This is a genomic window from Bacillus sp. TE8-1 (assembly GCF_008368855.1).
Classification (GTDB): domain Bacteria; phylum Bacillota; class Bacilli; order Bacillales; family Bacillaceae_G; genus Bacillus_A; species Bacillus_A cereus.
In genome coordinates this window covers 173322-191828 of record NZ_QPET01000012.1, presented here as the reverse complement: position 1 = coordinate 191828, position 18507 = coordinate 173322, and the positions used below count along the sequence as shown (strand labels likewise).

The window sequence follows — 18507 nt, the reverse complement described above, 5'->3', positions numbered from 1 at the left end:
CCAAAATCAATCCATTTGCTTATAGAAATACTTTTTCTACAGCAGTTACTAACTCTTCTCCGTAATTTGCATTACCTTCAATATTTTTAACTAAATATTCTACTTCTTCTTTTAATCCTTCTAATTCCATTTCAATGTCATTCACGCGAACGAACATAACCACATCGTTATTCATCGCTTCATGCATTGCTTCCCAGCATGTGTGCGGAATACTTACATAAATGAAAGATGATTCATTTTCTAAGATATATAAAAATGATAAATTGTCTGAGTCTACAAGTACGTGATTACGCGCACTTAACTCCTTTACCTCTATTTCACTATTTTCCGCACAAAAAATAAGAGCATTCTCTCTCTTTTCTACGCTCTTAACTTGGATTTTATTTTGCATGCTCTAACTCCTCCATCTCAACTTCCTGTCTTACTTAACAGTATTATTGTATCATAACATGGACGCAAACAAATAAAACATTGAACCAAATTTATGAAAAAGCGATAATGTGTAAAGAATTATTTTTCAAAAGGAGATTATACAATGACACAAGAAATTGAAATTGAATTCAAAAATATCGTTACAAAAGAAGAATTCGATACATTATGTAAATCGTTTTCTATTGAAGCATTTACAAAACAAGTGAATCACTACTTTGAAACACCTGACTTCTCGTTAAAAGAAGCTGGCTCTGCACTTCGTATTCGTCATAAAGGAGAAACTTATACGTTAACGTTGAAACAACCTGCAGAAATCGGTTTATTAGAAACGCATCAAGTCGTAACAGAAGACGAAGCAAAAATGATGATGGAAACAAACACAATCATTCAAGGAGCAGTAGTAGATCAATTACACAAATTACAAATTCCTGTTTCTGCTTTAACATATATGGGTAGTTTAACAACAGAAAGAGCAGAAACATTATTTAAAGGCGGAACGCTTGTCTTTGATCATAGTTTCTATTACAATCACGATGATTATGAAATTGAATTTGAAGTACAAGATGAAGAAACAGGAAAAGCTGCATTTATTCATTTATTAACGCAACATAACATACCTGTTCGCCATACAAATAACAAAGTAAAACGCTTTTTCCTTGCCAAACAAAAAAAAGCACGCTAAAGTGAAAATTCCACTAGTGAATATGTTTCACTAGTGGATACATCTCACTAAAAAAGTTTACACCCGTAGAATAAGCAAAGAATCTTTGAGAAAGCTGTTTATTTGCCCTCTCGAACATTCCATTGCTACAATAGATATACATTTCATGGAAAAAGGAGTTTATAAAGGATGAGCAAGCAACCGATGACACCATTTGAAGCAATTGGCGGTGAACAATGCATTGCAATATTAGTAGATACATTTTATTCCTATGTCAGTAAACACCCTGACTTATCTCCCATCTTCCCGGAAGATTTAACAGAAACCGCTAGGAAGCAGAAGCAATTTTTAACACAATATTTAGGTGGTCCTAATTTGTACACTGAAGAACATGGTCATCCTATGTTAAGGGCACGCCATCTTCCGTTTGAGATTACTCCAAAACGAGCAGAGGCTTGGCTATCATGTATGGAGCAAGCAATGGATGATACTGGAGTTCATGGTCATATAAGAGAGTTTGTTTTTGAACGTTTAGCATTAACCGCTCAGCATATGGTTAATACTCCAAACGAAACAGGTGAAGTGTAATGGATAAGCAGGAAGCAAAGCATATAAATATGCCATCTCCTTCCGCATGCGAGCATAAGTCTGTAGAAGCATATTTATTTATTGATCCACTTTGTAAAGATTGCTGGGAAATTGAGCCTTTTATTATTAAACTATGGCTTGAATACGGGAAATACTTCTCTATTCGTCATATCGTAACAGGAAAAGTGGATGGAACGAACGCTTCCTCACACAAATGGAATAAACCTGCTAATATTCGATTTGTGTGGGAAAAGACAACCAGTTTACAAGGTTTTTCATGTGATGGAAAGGTACATATGCAAGAAGCATCGTCAACACCATATTTAGTTTCGATGGCAATTAAGGCAGCGGAGTTGCAAGGCCGAAAAGCAGGTTCGAAGTTTTTGCGAAAACTCCAAGAATACATTTTCCTTGAAAATGTATCAAACCCTGACTGCGAACTATTACTTGCATGTGCGAAAGATAGCAATATTGATGTAGAAGAATTTAAAAAAGATCTACATTCTGCTAGTGCAAAAAAAGCTTTCCAATGTGACTTGAAATTCACGAATGAAATGCATATTACAGAAATACCTTCCCTCGTCTTTTTTCATGCGAACTCAGATGAAGAAGGCATTAAAATCTCTGGAAATTATTCCTACGATGTATACGTACAATTATTGAAAGAACTTGTAAAATGTGAAATTGAGCCAGAACCATTACCACCTTTAGAAGTGTTACTAGAAGCAACACAATTTATATCTTCAAAAGAAGTAGCATTTATTTATGATTGTCCGCAACAAGAAATTGAACGCGAACTAAAAAAATTACAACTGAAACGAAAAGTACAAATGATAGAAGTAAAATGCGAACGTTATTGGAAATGGATAGCAAAAGAAGAAGACCTGGTGTAAACACCAGGTCTTCTTCTTTACGGCTTATAAAAATATTAAAGGGGATGGGAGAAATTTTCACGTTCAAACAAAGGGGTATATGTTTGTATGTGAATTCGTTCACGCTTATTATATTACAAGATTCGACGTCAGATGACAACCCCTTTTGTCGAATTTCACACTTTTGTCACATTCTAAACGTTTTCATTTTTGAATAAGCTATAAAAAAGGTCATTTAGGGGGTTTATTTATGAAAAAATCTTATATTGCTCTTCTCTTTCTAGCTGTCATCGTTTCTTTTTTCTTGTACATCCTCTCTCTACTACAAGCTTTTCCTAAAATTATTGCCTTACCTCTTTTATTCGGAATCATCGTTATCACTCTCTCTTATTTCAATTATAAAAAACGATTCAAAGGGTTTTAATTTTAAAAATCAGTCGTAAAACTATCCTTTCAGTTAGAAAAACAAAGAAATTCACCTTTCTCTCCGACAAATATCGACATTGAATCTATTCAACAAAAAGACGAGGATACAATCCCTCGTCTTTTTTCATTACTTTTCTTCAAATAATAATGCTTCTAATTCATTTAATTTCTCTTCAAATACTTGTAGTGCCTCTTTTACTGGTTCAGGAGATGCCATATCTACTCCTGCTTTTTTCAGCACTTCAATTGGATAATCAGAGCTTCCTGCTTTTAAGAACTCGTTAATATAACGTTCTACTGCTGGTTGTCCTTCTTCTAAAATCTGTTTAGATAGAGCTGTCGCTGCACTAAATCCTGTTGCGTATTGATATACGTAATAGTTGTAGTAGAAGTGTGGAATACGAGACCATTCTAAACCAATCTCTTCGTCGATTACTAAAGCGTCACCGAAATATTTCTTATTTAAATCATAGTAAATTTCCGTTAACATGTCTGGCGTAACAGCATGTCCTTCTTGTACTTTCTTATGAATAATATGTTCAAACTCTGCAAACATCGTTTGACGGAATACAGTACCACGGAACCCTTCTAAATAATGATTTAATAAATATAGACGCTCTTTCTTATCTTCTGTCGTTTTTAATAAATAATCATTTAGAAGTGCTTCATTACAAGTAGATGCCACTTCTGCTACGAAGATGGAATAATCACCATATACGTGCGGTTGTGTTTTTCTTGTATAGTAACTATGCACCGAATGACCAAACTCATGAGCAAGTGTAAATAAATTATTTACATTATCATGCCAGTTCATTAAAATATACGGATTTGTTCCATATGCACCAGATGAATATGCCCCGCTTCGTTTTCCTTTATTCTCATACACATCTACCCAGCGATTTTCATATGCCTCTTTCAAAATATCAACATATTCATCACCAAGTACGTTTAAAGATTTTAATAAAAGGTCTTGCGCTTCTTCGTATTTCACATTCATTTTCACTTCTGGTACAAGTGGTGTATATAAATCATACATATGAAGCTCATCAAGTCCTAGTGCACGCTTACGAATATCGATGTAACGGTGTAATAAATGTAAGTTGTCATTTACTGTTTCAACGAGTTGATCGTATACTGCTTCCGGAATATTATTATTGCTCAGTGCAGCTTGGCGAGCAGAATCATATTTACGAACACGCGCATTGAAATTATTACGTTTTACTGCTCCGCTTAACGTACTTGCGAATGTATTTTTAAATTTTCCGTACGTTTCATATACAGCTTTAAATGCATCTTTGCGAACACGAGGATCATCACTTTCTAAAAACTGAATGTAACGGCCATGTGTAATTTCTATTTCTTCTCCGTCTTCCCCTTTAATAGATGGGAATTTTAAATCCGCGTTATTCAACATACCAAATGTATTGCTTGATGAACTCATTACTTCAGATGCTTCCGCTAATAAAGCTTCCTCAGCTTCTGATAATACGTGCGGGCGTTGACGTGTAATTTCTTCTAATGCATGTTCATATACACTTAAATCTCTATTTTCCTTCAAGAATGTTTGCAATGTATCTTCTGAAATCGATAAAATTTCAGGCACAATATACGCTGTGCTACTAGATACTTGTGAATATAAATTTGTTGCACGATCATTTAATGCTTGATATACAGAGTTTGTTGTATCTTGATCGTAACGCATATGAGCATATGTATATAACTTACCTAATCGCATTGATATTTCATCTTCATATTGCAATGCCTCAAGTAAATTGTCCGCAGAGTCACCAAGTTTCCCTTTAAATTCAGTTAACTTCGGTAATAGCTCTTTAATAGCTTGGAATTCTTTTTCCCATTCTGCATCCGTTTGGAAAATATCTTCTAATCGCCACGTACTTGCTTCTTCAATCTCGTTGCGATCTGGTAATGCTTTCGCTTTGTTTTGTTCAGACATTCTTTAAGCCCTCCTTTAAATATCTCTACTTAAGTACAATTCGTTTTTTTCTTATGTAATTCCTTCACAATCATTCTTTATTATATCCGCTTTTCCTCCTCTCATGTTAAAATTTGCCTCAAATAAAGATAGCGCATGTATTAAGCAAATCTCATCATGTTTCATAATTTCCTCCTCTGTTTTTAACATCACGGCATCCCTTATTTTTCGGTACGTATAAGTTCCCACTTTACGTAAAACACCTATATAGCATAAAAATGTCATATATTCAGTAACTGCCATTTTCCATATGTGCTGCGAAAAGTACGGAAGTATCCGCCTTTTCGTATACCTTTTTACATAACTACACACGTATTGAAGAGAAATACACTCTCCCACTGCAAACTCCCCTATACACTTCATATATAGAAAAGCTTGCCATATAAATGGGTTTGTTTGAAAAGCAAATGCAGAAGGGAGTGGAACACCAATTTCAGAAGGAAAGCTCGCTGGGGTACATTTAAATTGATATAAGAGGCGTAATAATGACTTATAATTATAATTCCAAATCGGTAAGGCATTTTGGCGAAAGTTTTTCTTTCTCTTCTTCCACTCTTCACCCAATCTTTCTTTCCCGAAAGGAACAGGAGAAAAAAGCATTTCAAAAGTAGTCGCATCAGTTGGTAAATATATAGTATGTGAGAAAAAAACATTTGTAGAAAAGGGAGTGACAAATGCACATTTCATAAATGATTTTTGTTTCGGACAGAAGAAAATAAGAAGTGGCTGAGGATAAGATTGTAAGGAGAAAGCCATAAGTGAGGAAAATTTCATCCAATATGCAGATTGCTTTTTCAATTGATTTCCACCAACGATCCAAATGACCTGTATACCAGCTTGCCAATACGAATATGTTCTTTTGTACAGCTGCTCTATAGCGAGGTTTGCACATTGGTATTCAATTGCAATTTTTCTACCCGCCCTCTCTACAAAAACATCTGGTCGTTGCTTAATTTCTGGGAGGTAGTACTCTATATCCACCTGAAAGTTTTGACGTTTGAACCATCTATATAACAATTCTTTACCATGCATATGATACTTTGATTCCGCTTCATAAAAGGCAAGACATGAATCCACTTTTTTATGAGCAAAATGCCAACTTTTTTGTTTCCCTAATTTCATTTGCACTTCCTTTCCGCAAGCTACACAAAAGAATCGTTCTTGTTGACGCATACGGCGCAAAAGCTCTTCATTACAATTATAGAGTAAATGAATTTTTTCACCGTTTTCTCTTTTAGCGATAAATATCGTAATCACACCCTTTCAGCTCCTTATATTCTACAATTTGTTACAAATTCCTTTTAAAAAAGAGATGTCCCAATTTCGGACATCTCTTTTTATAATAAAGGTGATAATAATCGGTACGTTGATTCAACAATTCGTCTATGAAGACGTCTTTTATGAAAATGATCACCATGAATTTCACTTGATTCTTCTAAATCATCTTTAAAGTCTTGAACAAGTTTTCGAATGCTATCTGTATCATATAAAAAGGCATTTACTTCAAAATTCAAATGAAAACTTCTCATATCCATATTAGCTGTCCCAATTGAAGCTAAATCAGAATCAACGATGACAATTTTACTATGAAGAAAACCTTTTTCGTATTCATATATCTTTACTCCTGCATCTAAAAGCTCTGGGAAGTACGATCTCGATGCGTAAAAGACAGTACGCTTATCCGGTTTACTCGGCATTAATAAACGAACATCAATACCAGCAAGTGCAGCAACCTTTAATGCGGATAAAATATCATCATCCGGAATAAAATACGGCGTTGCAATCCAAATTGATTTCCGAGCAGAAGCGATCATTGCGAAATATAAATGCTTAATCGTTTCCCACTTATTATCGGGGCCACCTGCAACTAGCTGCACTCCTCCCCAATGATCACCCTCAACTGCTTTTGCTTGTAAATATTCAGGGGCTAGCACAGCCTCTCCAGTCATATAAAACCAGTCTTGAAGGAAAATAAGTTGTAAACTTTGAACCGCTTCACCACGTAAATACAAATGCGTATCTCGCCAAAAGCCAAAATATTTATTTTTCCCTAAATACTCATCACCGATATTTAATCCGCCTACAAACCCTTCGTTCCCATCAATCACAACAATTTTCCTATGATTTCGATAATTAATCTTATCGTTTAAAATCGGAAAGCGCACAGGAAAGAATGGAATCATTTCTACACCTGCATCGTTTAATTCTTCAATATACGATTTCGATAACTTAAAACTTCCAACCGCATCATATAAAAAGCGAACAACAACGCCTTCTTTCGATTTTTGTATTAAAATATCTTTAATTTCTGTTCCTAATTTATCATCACGCACAATGTAATATTCCATATGAATGTGATGTTTCGCTCGTTTTAACCCATTTAAAATAGCCCGAAACGTTTCATCTCCATTTGTTAATGTCCTCGTTTCAGTTTGAAATGAAATATTTAAAGCTCCTAATCGATCCGCTAAACGAAATAACAGTTCTTGATGCTTATGATTGCGTAAAATTCGTTCTTCGTAATCTTCATGCCCTTTATATTGTAAAAACGCCTGTTCATCAAGTAACGCCTTCTTTTGGAACATTCTTTTTCTTCGAAAATTTTGTCCAAATAATAAATAAGCAAAGAAACCAAATACCGGAAAAATCCCTAAAACAATTAACCATGTAAGTGTTTTAGATGGATGTCGATTTTCTAAGAAAATAACGCAACCAATTAAAAACGCAGATACTGTAAATAAAATACTAATAATACCTAAAATCGAAACATCTTTTATCCCAATCACATCTGAATAAAATGCTACATCAATAAACATACGTAACGAAACAAATAATGCGAACAATAGCAGTATAAAGAAAATCAGCTTTAACGTATTTTTCATCTCTTACCTCCTAACTAAGAAAGCTTTCCTATTCTTCATATAAAAAGCCGATTTCATACTACAGAAATCGGCCTACGTTTTAGCAGGAAAATTATTGCGAATCGTTTCAAGCGCATGCTCTTTCACAATTTGTTTTCCATACTCACTTACACGATGAATTGTTAAAGTTGATTCTTCTCCATATTCTAAAATAATACTTAAAATACGATCGATTTCTTCTTCATCATGTAGCACTTCATCGAATTCCACATATACATAATAGCGGTCCTCAAATGAATACAGCTCATCTTTTATATCTTCAAAGATAAGACGATGACTTAATGAAATGACATCTTCAAAATCATTAAATTTAATTAAAAAGCCAAACGTACCATCTTCATTAAAGTTTGTTCCTGTTTGTTCTTCTACCTCTTCGACTAATTCTTGTTGGAATAATGATTCGATGCCTTCATCTAGAGGAATATCTATAATTTTGTCTACCCCTATCGGTAGTTCCAGCTTTTGTCCGTCCTTTGAAAGCTCTGCTTTCGTGACAAGTACTTCAATCCCTTTATCGACTGCTTGCACTTGAATCCATAACGGTCCATCAATAAAGAAATCGTCATGATCACGAGCTTCGTCCATCATCTCCCAAAAGAGCTCTTCACTTCGTTCGCGATCATACCAAATTTCTTCACGATTAAATCCTCTATCCTCTATATCAATGTACGTAATAAAAAATTTCATCGTATGATCATTAATTCTTTCAATATCCAAAATACAACTCTCCCTTCCTGCTTAGAATTGTTATGAAGGGATTCCCCACTCATATGACAAATCAATAGATCCTTGTACTCTCATTTTATGATAAGATTCTCCAGAATGGAAATAAAATCGATTTATTTTACAAAAATAGTTATATGCCTATCTTTCCTCGATAAACTACATAAATATATTATTATAGCGATTTCTTACTTACAAAAAATTTGGACATACATTTCCACATTCCCCCGTACACTGTAATAAAGTGAAACTTCTATTAGAAGAGATTATTTAACAACAACTTTCTTCATCACATACATATAGTTCGCTTATTAAAACATCATAAATGGAGGCAGACGAATGGACTTAGAGTTTTTAACATCCGTACTAATGATTGTCGGTATCGATGTTGTATTAGGTGGTGACAATGCAATCGTCATCGCACTAGCTAGCCGAAATTTACCTGAATCGAAACGAAATAAGGCTATTTTGATCGGTACTCTTTTAGCGATTGTACTAAGAATCATCCTTACTATACTAGCTGTCTATTTACTCGACATTCCATTTCTACAATTGATTGGCGGGGTTTTACTTACATTAATTGCAGTCAATTTATTAACCGATAATAGCAACGATCTTTCTTCTATTCAAGGAAAAACAACTTTATTTCAAGCTGTGCGGACAATTGTTTTCGCGGATCTCGTTATGGGGTTTGATAATGTTATTGCCATTGCAGGTGCAGCTCACGGAAGATTTTTACTCGTCATAATCGGCTTACTCATTTCTATCCCGATTATTATTTGGGGCAGCAAACTTATTTTAATACTTATGGAACGATTTCCATTCCTCATTTATTGCGGGGCAGCGATTCTTGCCTATACTGCAGGAAAAATGGTTACACATGAAGACAGACTTGCAACCTTTTTTCATAACAATCCAAGTTTCACTACAAGCATTCCTTATTTGTTCATTTTCACTATTTTATGCATCGGCTTTATCGTACAACAAGTTCGATTACGCAATGTGAAACATTAAAAAAAACCTTCTACTATATAATAGGTAGAAGGTTTTCATATTATTATAATTAATTTACAAGACGTTGTGCTTCACGTAATTGGAACGTTCTTACTGTACGTGGTAAGAAACGACGAATTTCGTCTTCGTTGTAACCAACTTGAAGGCGTTTCTCGTCAATCATAATTGGACGACGTAAAATCCCTGGATAGTCACGAATCATCTTATATAAATCTTGAAGTGGTAAAGACTCTAAGTTTACATTCAATTCTTGGAAAACTTTCGAACGAGTAGAAATAATCTCATCCGTTCCGCTTTCTGTCATACGTAAAATCTCTTTAATTTCCTCAATCGTTAATGGATCTGAGAAAATATTACGTTCTGTATAGGGAATATGATTTTCCTCTAGCCATAATTTCGCCTTTCTACAAGACGTACAGCTTGGAGAACTATATAATGTTACCATACAAAGCTCACTCTCCTTAAAGAGTACAAATTCTGTACTAAATACAGTTTTAATTTCTAACTTCAGCAATTTTTCGCGATAACTTGTCTTATTGAAAAGTACAAAAATCGCATTTCATGTAAGCAACAACTTATAATAAACAACAATTACTTTTAATAAGTAACTTCTATAATCATTATACAATAGATTTTGCAAGAAATATACAGTAAATTTCCTGCTAGTTGAGAAAACTCTTCCGTGCATTTCACTGCTATGTAACATGATTACGCTCACTTCAGCTGTACTTTAACAATAACTTTCAATCCTTTTACTACTCACTTCTCATAGATTTTTCATATAATATATAGTTATTTATCTATAATCTTCCCTATGAAAAAGAGAACGTTTTCTTACTTTTTCTTGATAAATCAATTAAGAAATGTAAGACTATACAAATGAGAATAAAAAGGAACATTTGTTCTTATTTTAACAAATATCCTCCCTCCTGTCTACACGATTTCTAAAGTAAATTAAATATTTTTCTGACATTTCTTTCTTTTTCATTTTTTATCTCATACAATAAACATACAGACAGGCAAAGGGGGAGTTTTCAAATGATTGCTTTTTTTATTGATTTTATTACGGTTGCTGCCCTCATCATCGGAATAACAGCATTGATTGGTGTCATTACAAATAGCATCGGCGAAAAGCTCTTTGGTGGAAAAGAAAAAATGAAGTTTGTTAACAAAAGTTTGGGTGTACAATCTGGCTGGAACCAAGTTGGCGGAAAAGGCATTTATAAGAAACGAACGTATTAAAAAAAAGCAGGCGATCGCCTGCTTTTTTTCTTATTTCTCTACTGACGCCCATTTAAAGCTTAAATCGCCGCCATATTTATGGTTATACATATTTTTAATTGAATCTCTTTGTAAATATGCTCTACCACGTTGATATACTGGAACGATCGCAGCATCATCAAGTAACATTTTTTCTGCTTCTAATAAGTTCTTCCAACGAGCATTTACATCGCTTCCATCTTTTTTCGCCTTCATAATGATTTCATCGTATTTTGGATTAGAGTACTTCATCTTATTTTGTGACCCATCTGTTACAAACATATCAAGATATGTAATTGGATCTGGGAAGTCCGCACTCCATCCAGAGAATGACATGACATAATCGCCCGCATCTTCTAATTTTAGTTTTTGTGCGAATGGTTGTTGTTTAATTTTTACTGTTAAACCTGGTAAATTCTTTTCTAATTCACCTTTTAAATATTCACCAGTTTTCTTTGATAACTCTACATCTTCATTTAATAATTCTAATTCGATTTCATTTTTACCAAGTTCTTTTTTACCAGCTTCCCAATATTTCTTCGCTTCTTTCACGTTTGGTTTTACAATATCCCCGTTTACAGCACGGAAATCTTTTTTATCTGGTCCTTTAATGAAGTTATCAGGAATTAATCCTGTTGCTGGCTTAGAACCGTTATTTAATAATGTATCCACGAATGGCTTACGGTCAAAAGCAAGTGAAATTGCTTTACGAATATTTTTATTTGCTAAAGCTGGATCTTTTTGATTTAAACGAAGGAAGAATACAGATGTATCTTCTACTGTTTGGAAATCTGGTTTTCCTTTATATTTATCAATAAACTCCGCTAATAACGACGCTCGATCAATTGCATTTGTTTCATATAAGTTAATTGGCGTAGATGTATCTTTTACAATATTAAAGTTTACTTCTTCAATCTTCACTTCTTTATTGTCCCAATATGACGCGCTCTTTGTCATTTTAAAGCTACGTTCATGTTGCCAATCACTTAATGTAAATGGCCCGTTATAAAGCGTTGTATTCGCTTCCAAACCAAACTTCGTACCTTGCTCTTTCACAAACTTTTCATTCACAGGATAGAAGATTGGATATACCATTAAATCTACAAGGTATGGAATTGAATTATCTAATTCCACTTCTAATGTATAATCATCAATCGCCTTTACCCCTAATTGATCCGGACTCATCTCTTTTTTATTAATTTTCTCTGCATTTTTTATATCATACATAATGTACGCTGATTTCGCAGCTGTATCTGGGTTAATCGCTCTTTGCCATGCGTATACGAAATCTTTTGCCGTCACAGGATCACCATTTGACCATTTTGCGTCTTCACGTAATTTAAATGTATATTTTTTACCATCTTCTGATTTTTGGAATTCCTTCGCTACACCAGGAACTAGCTTATCATCTTTTCCTAAACTGTATAAGCCTTCCATCGTATTACCCATTACTCTTGAAGAAACTGCATCAGCTGATAACGCTGGATCCATCGTTGGAATTTCTTGCGTTTCAATTAAGTTAATAACTTGCTTCGCACCGCTTTTCCCGCTATCCCCTTTTGCGTTCGCTTGCGGTTCATCTTTTTGGTAGCTACATGCCCCTAACATCATGCTCATTGCTACTGTTGATACTACAAAAACTGGCATCTTTTTTTTCATACTTCCACCCTCCATAAAAATGTTAGCCCTTTCATTTTCAAACAGAAAGAAATATATATATGTTCTAATAATTCATATTATACACACAAATATATTTTTTGTATATTTATATTTCTATTTCATTAAAATTTCCTGTTAAAAAATAAATCTTTGTAAACGTTTCATATTGCTGATTATTCTTACTAAAGTGTTAAAAACAATATTTTTTATACTTTTCTAAATTATCAGAGAAAAATGAATTTTATATCTCATAATACTTTATGTATAATTATCCTTTTGTTTTTATCATAAAATAGCACTCTCTTCATAATAAAAATATGTAGGCTAAAATGAGTGCAAAGGTTAAGAAAGTATGTTACGATACATTTTGCTAAAAATAGATATCGGTAAAGAGGGGACGGACATGGCAGCAATTCAGGCAAAAAACGGGCCTACTGAGAAATTAAGTTTATTCTTATTAACATGGCCTATTTTTCTAGAAGTTTTTCTTTTTATGTTAATGGGGATCGCTGATACTTTCATGTTAAGTGCATTATCAGACGATGCTGTATCTGGGGTTGGTGCAGCGAATCAATACCTCCATATCGCTATTTTGGTACTAGAAGTCATCGGGAACGGCGCAGCTATCGTCGTATCTCAATACCTCGGTTCCAAACGCTTTATGGAAGCATCTAAAATATCAGCATTAGCCGTCACATTAAATTTAATAGTTGGGCTCGTTATAAGCGCTGGTTTTCTTTTATTTTCGAAACATATGATGCTCGCAATGAACTTACAAGGCGATGTACTAACGTATGCGCAAAACTACTTATCTATCGTCGGAGGAGCCATCTTCCTACAAGCTATTATTAACTCATTAGCCGCAATTATCCGTGTACACGGTTTCACAAAGCAAGCGATGTTTATTTCACTCGGAATGAATATGATTCATATCGCTGGAAACTATGTACTCATTTTCGGGAAATTTGGTTTCCCTGAGCTCGGTGTACAAGGGGCTGCCATTTCTTCTGCTGTCAGCCGACTTATAGCGCTTATTGTTTTCTTCTGGTTACTATACCGCGTTATGGAATATCGTGTAAAATTACAATATTATTTCACCTTATCAAAAGAATATATCGGGAAAATTTTAAAAATCGGGATTCCATCTGCTTTTGAGCAAGTTATGTATCAAGCTTGTCAAATTGTCTTCTTATACTATGCAACATATTTAGGAACGGAATCGTTAGCGGCTAGACAATACGCTACGAACATTTCTATGTTCACTTATTTATTCGCTATTGCAATTGGTATGGGAACAGCCATTATTATTGGCCGCCTCGTTGGTGGTGGCGAAAAAGATGAAGCATACGAACGCTTGTGGAAAAGTGTAAAATGGGCGATTGGTGTAACTTTATGTATGGTCGCTCTCGTTATTACATTCCGTACACAATTAATGGGACTGTTTACAGATAATCCGTACATTATCGGGTTAGGCGCAAGTGTTCTTTTACTAAGTGTACTACTTGAAACGGGACGTACGATGAATATCGTCATCATTAATTCGCTTCGTGCAGCTGGTGATGCAAAATATCCTGTTTTAATCGGTGCCTTCTCTATGGTGTTAATGAGTTTACCACTAGGTTACTTTTTCGCCTTTCATTTAGATATGGGGCTCGTTGGTATTTGGCTAGCAATCGCCATCGACGAATGGACACGTGCCATTATTATGTTCTTCCGCTGGAAAAGTAGAGCATGGGAGCGTTATGCACTTGTTAAACCTGAAGAACAAGAGGAGAATGTTTCTGTTCAAGTTCAGTAATTTTGCATATGGATATCACTAATGATACATGAGATTTATATCGGCGATTCTTTAAATATATCGACTGACCGACAAATGTATACAATTCTTTTATATAGTAGAAAAAGAGCCATCCTTCCATAACAGAAGAATGGCTCTTTTTCTTATCGATAAATCTCTTTATATTTCTTGTACTCCGCTTCCGAACATAGTACGAAATGTCCTGGGCGAATTTCACGCATTGTTGGTGCTTCACTACCATAATTATGCTGTGATGGATCATATACGATACGTTTACGATTGCGCTCATAATCTGGATCTGGAAGTGGAATCGCTGATAATAGTGATTTCGTATATGGATGAATTGGATTCGCATATAATTCATCACTTGTTGTTAACTCAACGATTTGGCCACGGTACATTACACCAATACGATCACTAATGTATTTTACCATTGATAAATCATGGGCGATGAATAAGTATGTTAAACCTTTTTCTTTTTGTAACTTTTTCAGTAAGTTTACAACTTGCGCCTGAATCGATACGTCAAGTGCTGAGATCGGCTCATCGGCAATGATAAATTCTGGGTCTACAGCAAGCGCTCGAGCGATACCGATACGCTGACGTTGTCCACCTGAGAATTCGTGTGGGAAACGGTTTGCGTGCTCTTTATTTAAACCAACTGTGTTTAATAGTTCATGAACACGGTCCATGCGCTCTTTTTTACTTTTCGCTAATCCGTGAATATCAATACCTTCTGCGATAATATCCCCTACTGTCATACGAGGATTTAATGATGCGTATGGATCTTGGAAAATCATTTGCATTTTACGGTTGAATTTCTTCAGTTCTGCGCGTGATTTCTTACCATGTACGTTTTCACCATCGAACAATACTTCACCAGCAGTTGCATCATATAAACGAATAATCGTTCTTCCAGTTGTCGATTTACCACAACCTGATTCTCCTACAAGACCAAATGTTTCTCCGCGGTAAATATCAAATGAAATATCATTAACCGCTTTGACAACACCACCACTCACGTCGAAGTGCTGCTTTACATTTTTTACTTCAATTAATTTCTCACGTTGTTTAGTCATGTTGTTCACCTGCTTTCATTTGAAGAATGCGTTTTTCAACGACTGCTGGCGGTTTTACTTCTGGAGCTTGCTCGTGAAGTAACCAAGTTGCCGCATAGTGCGTATCACTTACTTTAAATAAAGGTGGGTCCATTTCAAAATCAATTTTCAGTGCCTGCGGGTTACGTGGTGCAAAAGCATCTCCCTTTGGCGGCTTCAATAAATCTGGAGGCGTTCCAGGGATTGCATATAACTCTTCTTCTGAACCATCTAAACTTGGCATAGATGCGATTAAACCCCAAGTATATGGATGTTTCGGATTGTAGAAAATTTCATCTACAGTTCCAATTTCAACAACTTTACCAGCGTACATAACTGCCACTCGGTCCGCAACGTTTGCTACTACACCTAAGTCATGCGTAATGAAAATGATTGCTGCTTCTGTTTTTTGCTGAATGTCTTTCATAAGTTCTAAAATTTGCGCCTGAATCGTAACGTCTAGCGCTGTTGTCGGCTCATCGGCAATTAATAATTTCGGGTTACAAGCTAACGCCATCGCAATAACTACACGCTGTCTCATACCACCTGAGAATTGGTGGGGATATTGTTTTAAACGAGCTTCTGGATTTGGAATACCTACAAGGTCAATTAATTCTAAAGCAACTTTACGTGCATCTGCTTTACTCATCCCTTGGTGTTTAATTAGACCTTCCATAATTTGATTTCCAATTGTCATCGTTGGGTTTAATGATGTCATTGGATCTTGGAAAATCATCGCGATATCTTTACCGCGTACTTGCTGCATTTCTTTTTCTGTTAATTTCGTTAAGTCACGACCTTCAAATACGATTTCACCATTTTTAATGCGTCCAGGAGGATTCGGAATTAATCCCATTAACGCTTTAGAAGTAACTGATTTCCCTGAACCAGATTCTCCTACAATCGCCAATGTTTCTCCTTTTTTCAAATCAAAAGTAACGCCGCGTACAGCTTGTACTTCACCTGCATGTGTATCAAAGGAGACTTGTAAATCTTTTACCTCTAACAATGTTTTCATCTTTGCCTCTCCCCTCTTTTACTTACGCATTTTTGGATCTAACGCGTCGCGTAATCCGTCTGCCATTAAGTTAAACGCTAAAATTAATATACTGATGACAACCGCAGGGATGAACATCATATGCGGATACGTTTGAATAGATTTATAACCATCATTTACAAGAGAACCTAGTGACGCAAATGGCGGCTGAATTCCTAAACCGATGAAACTTAAGAACGCTTCACCAAACACCGCTGATGGAATTGTAAACATTGTCATTACGATAATAGGTCCCATTACGTTTGGAATTAAATGTTTCACAATTAATTGTGTATTTGTTGCACCTAATGTACGAGATGCTAATACATATTCTTGGTTTTTTAACTTTAAGATTTGTCCACGAACAATACGCGACATCCCTATCCAACCTGTAATCGCCATCGCGAGTGTAATTGACCAAATACCAGATCCCATAATGATTACCATTAAAATAACGATGATTAAGTATGGAATACCGTTAATAATCTCCATAATACGTTGCATAATGTTATCTACTCTACCGCCGTAGAATGCTGAAATACCTCCGTATGCAACCCCAATTACTAAGTCAATTGCTGCTGCTAAAAGAGCGATATATAATGATACGCGTGTACCTTCCCATGTTCTTGTCCATAAGTCACGGCCAAGATCATCTGTACCAAACCAGAAGTACTCTTTAATATCACGTTTTTCATATTGGTCAACACCATATTGATCTGTACCGTCAAATGGTAACCAATGAACATTTTCAATAACTGGAATTTTTGGTGGTAATTTCGCTCGACCTAAATCTTGCTCTTTATACGAGTGTTTACTTACCATCGGTCCAAAAATCGCTAATAGTGCAATGATAACTAATAATACAAGGCCAAGCATCGCACCTTTATGTTGGAATAAACGTCTTCTTACATCTTGCCAAAACGTTAGGCTTGGACGGGCAATGACTTCATTATCAACATTATTTTGATTGGCTTGTTGAAATAAATCTGGAGATAATTTTTGTACATCTTTCATCATTTTTTCCCTCCCGCTAAACGAATACGAGGATCAATAATTCCGTATAAAATATCGACAATGAAAATAACTAAAATGAAGATTGCACTATAGAAAATCGTAGTTCCCATAATAACTGTATAGTCATTTAAAGTAATCGATTTAACGAATTGTTCCCCAAGTCCTGGTACAGCATAAATTTGCTCGATAACAAGTGTTCCTGTAATTAATGCCGCAACCATTGGTCCTAAAATTGTTACAACTGGAATTAACGCGTTACGAAGTGCATGTTTGACAATGATAACGCCTTGGCTAATTCCTTTCGCTTTCGCTGTTAAAATGTAATCGGCTTGCATAACTTCAATTAATTCTGCACGAGAGAAACGTGCGATTGTTGCAATAACTCCCATCGATAATGCAATTGTAGGCATTACAGTAAACTCTGGTCCTTTCCAGAATGCTACTGGGAACCAGCCAAGTTTTACCCCTACGAAATATTGCAGTAATGCGGCGAATACGAATGATGGTACCGACATTCCGAGTACCGAAATAACTGTTGCACTATAATCTACCCACGTATTATTACGAAGTGCGGCAACAATACCTAAAATTAAACCGATAAATGTTCCTAATATAATCGCTTGTAAACCTAATTGGGCTGATGGTCCAATACGATCCACAATCATGTCTGTTACTGGGCGGTTATCATATTGGAATGATACCCCTAAATCACCTTTTGCTAGGTTACCTAAGTAACGTGCGTATTGAACTGGTACCGGATCATTCAATCCGTATTTTTCAAGAATGATTTCTTTTTGTGCCGGTGATAGCTTCTCCTGGTTTTTAAGCGGAGAACCCGGAAGTAATTTCATCAAAAAGAAAGTCATTGTAGTAATTAAAAATAATGTCAAAGCCATGTACACGAAACGTTTTAATACATAACGTCCCATATCAAGCACCTCCCCGTTTTTCTCAAAAGCAATAAGATAGTTTAAAATATTCTTACTTTTATTTTTTTAAAATAAGAGCATATG

General features: G+C 35.3%; 18 protein-coding genes. 7 read left to right on the top strand and 11 right to left on the bottom strand.

The features are described from left to right. Positions 1 to 19: 19 nt before the first annotated feature. Positions 20 to 391, bottom strand: coding sequence for a UPF0738 family protein (locus DN404_RS10395; RefSeq protein ID WP_131250275.1), 372 nt, complete (start codon positions 389 to 391; stop codon positions 20 to 22). Between the two features lie 144 nt (positions 392 to 535). On the opposite strand from DN404_RS10395, the gene DN404_RS10390 reads away from it, so the two are divergent. The 4 genes from DN404_RS10390 to DN404_RS30525 all read left to right on the top strand — a co-directional run bounded on the left by DN404_RS10390 (position 536) and on the right by DN404_RS30525 (position 2977). Then, positions 536 to 1114: a CYTH domain-containing protein gene (locus DN404_RS10390; RefSeq protein ID WP_000191121.1), complete on the top strand. Its 579-nt coding sequence runs from the start codon at positions 536 to 538 to the stop codon at positions 1112 to 1114. Positions 1115 to 1282: 168 nt separating this feature from the next. Then, a complete protein-coding gene (locus tag DN404_RS10385) occupies positions 1283 to 1681 on the top strand; it encodes a globin domain-containing protein (protein WP_000043386.1) in 399 nt (132 codons plus the stop codon). Continuing rightward, positions 1681 to 2574 (top strand): ClpXP adapter SpxH family protein, encoded by an 894-nt coding sequence (locus tag DN404_RS10380; protein WP_149215039.1) that lies wholly within the window; start codon positions 1681 to 1683, stop codon positions 2572 to 2574. The genes DN404_RS10385 and DN404_RS10380 overlap by 1 nt, the downstream gene beginning before the upstream one ends. 229 nt (positions 2575 to 2803) lie before the next feature. Next, complete coding sequence (locus DN404_RS30525) at positions 2804 to 2977, top strand: hypothetical protein (RefSeq protein ID WP_000750355.1); 174 nt, start codon at positions 2804 to 2806, stop codon at positions 2975 to 2977. 129 nt (positions 2978 to 3106) lie between these two features. Here the strand turns inward: DN404_RS30525 and pepF are convergent, their stop codons facing one another. The 4 genes from pepF to mecA all read right to left on the bottom strand — a co-directional run bounded on the left by pepF (position 3107) and on the right by mecA (position 8610). Further along, positions 3107 to 4933, bottom strand: coding sequence for an oligoendopeptidase F (pepF, locus tag DN404_RS10375; RefSeq protein WP_000003348.1), 1827 nt, complete (start codon positions 4931 to 4933; stop codon positions 3107 to 3109). Between the two features lie 51 nt (positions 4934 to 4984). Next, complete coding sequence (locus tag DN404_RS10370; RefSeq protein ID WP_149215038.1) at positions 4985 to 6229, bottom strand: competence protein CoiA; 1245 nt, start codon at positions 6227 to 6229, stop codon at positions 4985 to 4987. A gap of 80 nt (positions 6230 to 6309) precedes the next feature. Further along, positions 6310 to 7854, bottom strand: coding sequence for a cardiolipin synthase (locus DN404_RS10365; protein ID WP_000799194.1), 1545 nt, complete (start codon positions 7852 to 7854; stop codon positions 6310 to 6312). A 72-nt stretch (positions 7855 to 7926) separates the two neighbouring features. Beyond that, positions 7927 to 8610 carry an adaptor protein MecA gene (mecA, locus tag DN404_RS10360; RefSeq protein ID WP_000350713.1) on the bottom strand — a complete coding sequence of 228 codons (684 nt, stop codon included), beginning with the start codon at positions 8608 to 8610 and terminating at the stop codon, positions 7927 to 7929. A 345-nt stretch (positions 8611 to 8955) separates the two neighbouring features. On the opposite strand from mecA, the gene DN404_RS10355 reads away from it, so the two are divergent. Beyond that, positions 8956 to 9630: a TerC family protein gene (locus DN404_RS10355; RefSeq protein ID WP_000362607.1), complete on the top strand. Its 675-nt coding sequence runs from the start codon at positions 8956 to 8958 to the stop codon at positions 9628 to 9630. A 49-nt stretch (positions 9631 to 9679) separates the two neighbouring features. On the opposite strand, the gene spx is transcribed toward DN404_RS10355, so the two are convergent. Further along, positions 9680 to 10075 carry a transcriptional regulator Spx gene (spx, locus tag DN404_RS10350; protein ID WP_000258267.1) on the bottom strand — a complete coding sequence of 132 codons (396 nt, stop codon included), beginning with the start codon at positions 10073 to 10075 and terminating at the stop codon, positions 9680 to 9682. A gap of 593 nt (positions 10076 to 10668) precedes the next feature. Here spx and DN404_RS10345 point away from each other — a divergent pair. Further along, entirely contained in the window at positions 10669 to 10872 is a 204-nt protein-coding gene (locus DN404_RS10345; protein WP_000559972.1) for a hypothetical protein, read from the top strand. 30 nt (positions 10873 to 10902) lie between these two features. Here the strand turns inward: DN404_RS10345 and DN404_RS10340 are convergent, their stop codons facing one another. Then, positions 10903 to 12549, bottom strand: a complete 1647-nt coding sequence (locus tag DN404_RS10340; protein ID WP_000728609.1) for a peptide ABC transporter substrate-binding protein — start codon at positions 12547 to 12549, stop codon at positions 10903 to 10905. A 352-nt stretch (positions 12550 to 12901) separates the two neighbouring features. Here DN404_RS10340 and DN404_RS10335 point away from each other — a divergent pair, with 352 nt between their 5' ends. After that, entirely contained in the window at positions 12902 to 14347 is a 1446-nt protein-coding gene (locus DN404_RS10335; RefSeq protein WP_002164600.1) for an MATE family efflux transporter, read from the top strand. 143 nt (positions 14348 to 14490) lie between these two features. Here DN404_RS10335 and DN404_RS10330 read toward each other — a convergent pair whose 3' ends face one another. The 4 genes from DN404_RS10330 to opp3b are packed head-to-tail and all read right to left on the bottom strand — an operon-like array spanning position 14491 to position 18423. Continuing rightward, complete coding sequence (locus DN404_RS10330) at positions 14491 to 15426, bottom strand: ABC transporter ATP-binding protein (protein ID WP_149215037.1); 936 nt, start codon at positions 15424 to 15426, stop codon at positions 14491 to 14493. After that, a complete protein-coding gene (locus DN404_RS10325; protein WP_000854346.1) occupies positions 15419 to 16462 on the bottom strand; it encodes an ABC transporter ATP-binding protein in 1044 nt (347 codons plus the stop codon). The genes DN404_RS10330 and DN404_RS10325 overlap by 8 nt, the downstream gene beginning before the upstream one ends. Positions 16463 to 16480: 18 nt before the next feature. Beyond that, complete coding sequence (gene opp3C / locus DN404_RS10320; protein WP_000974106.1) at positions 16481 to 17497, bottom strand: oligopeptide ABC transporter permease; 1017 nt, start codon at positions 17495 to 17497, stop codon at positions 16481 to 16483. Beyond that, positions 17494 to 18423, bottom strand: coding sequence for an oligopeptide ABC transporter permease (opp3b, locus tag DN404_RS10315; RefSeq protein WP_000534172.1), 930 nt, complete (start codon positions 18421 to 18423; stop codon positions 17494 to 17496). Before opp3b ends, opp3C begins: the two co-directional genes overlap by 4 nt. Between the last annotated feature and the right edge of the window lie 84 nt (positions 18424 to 18507).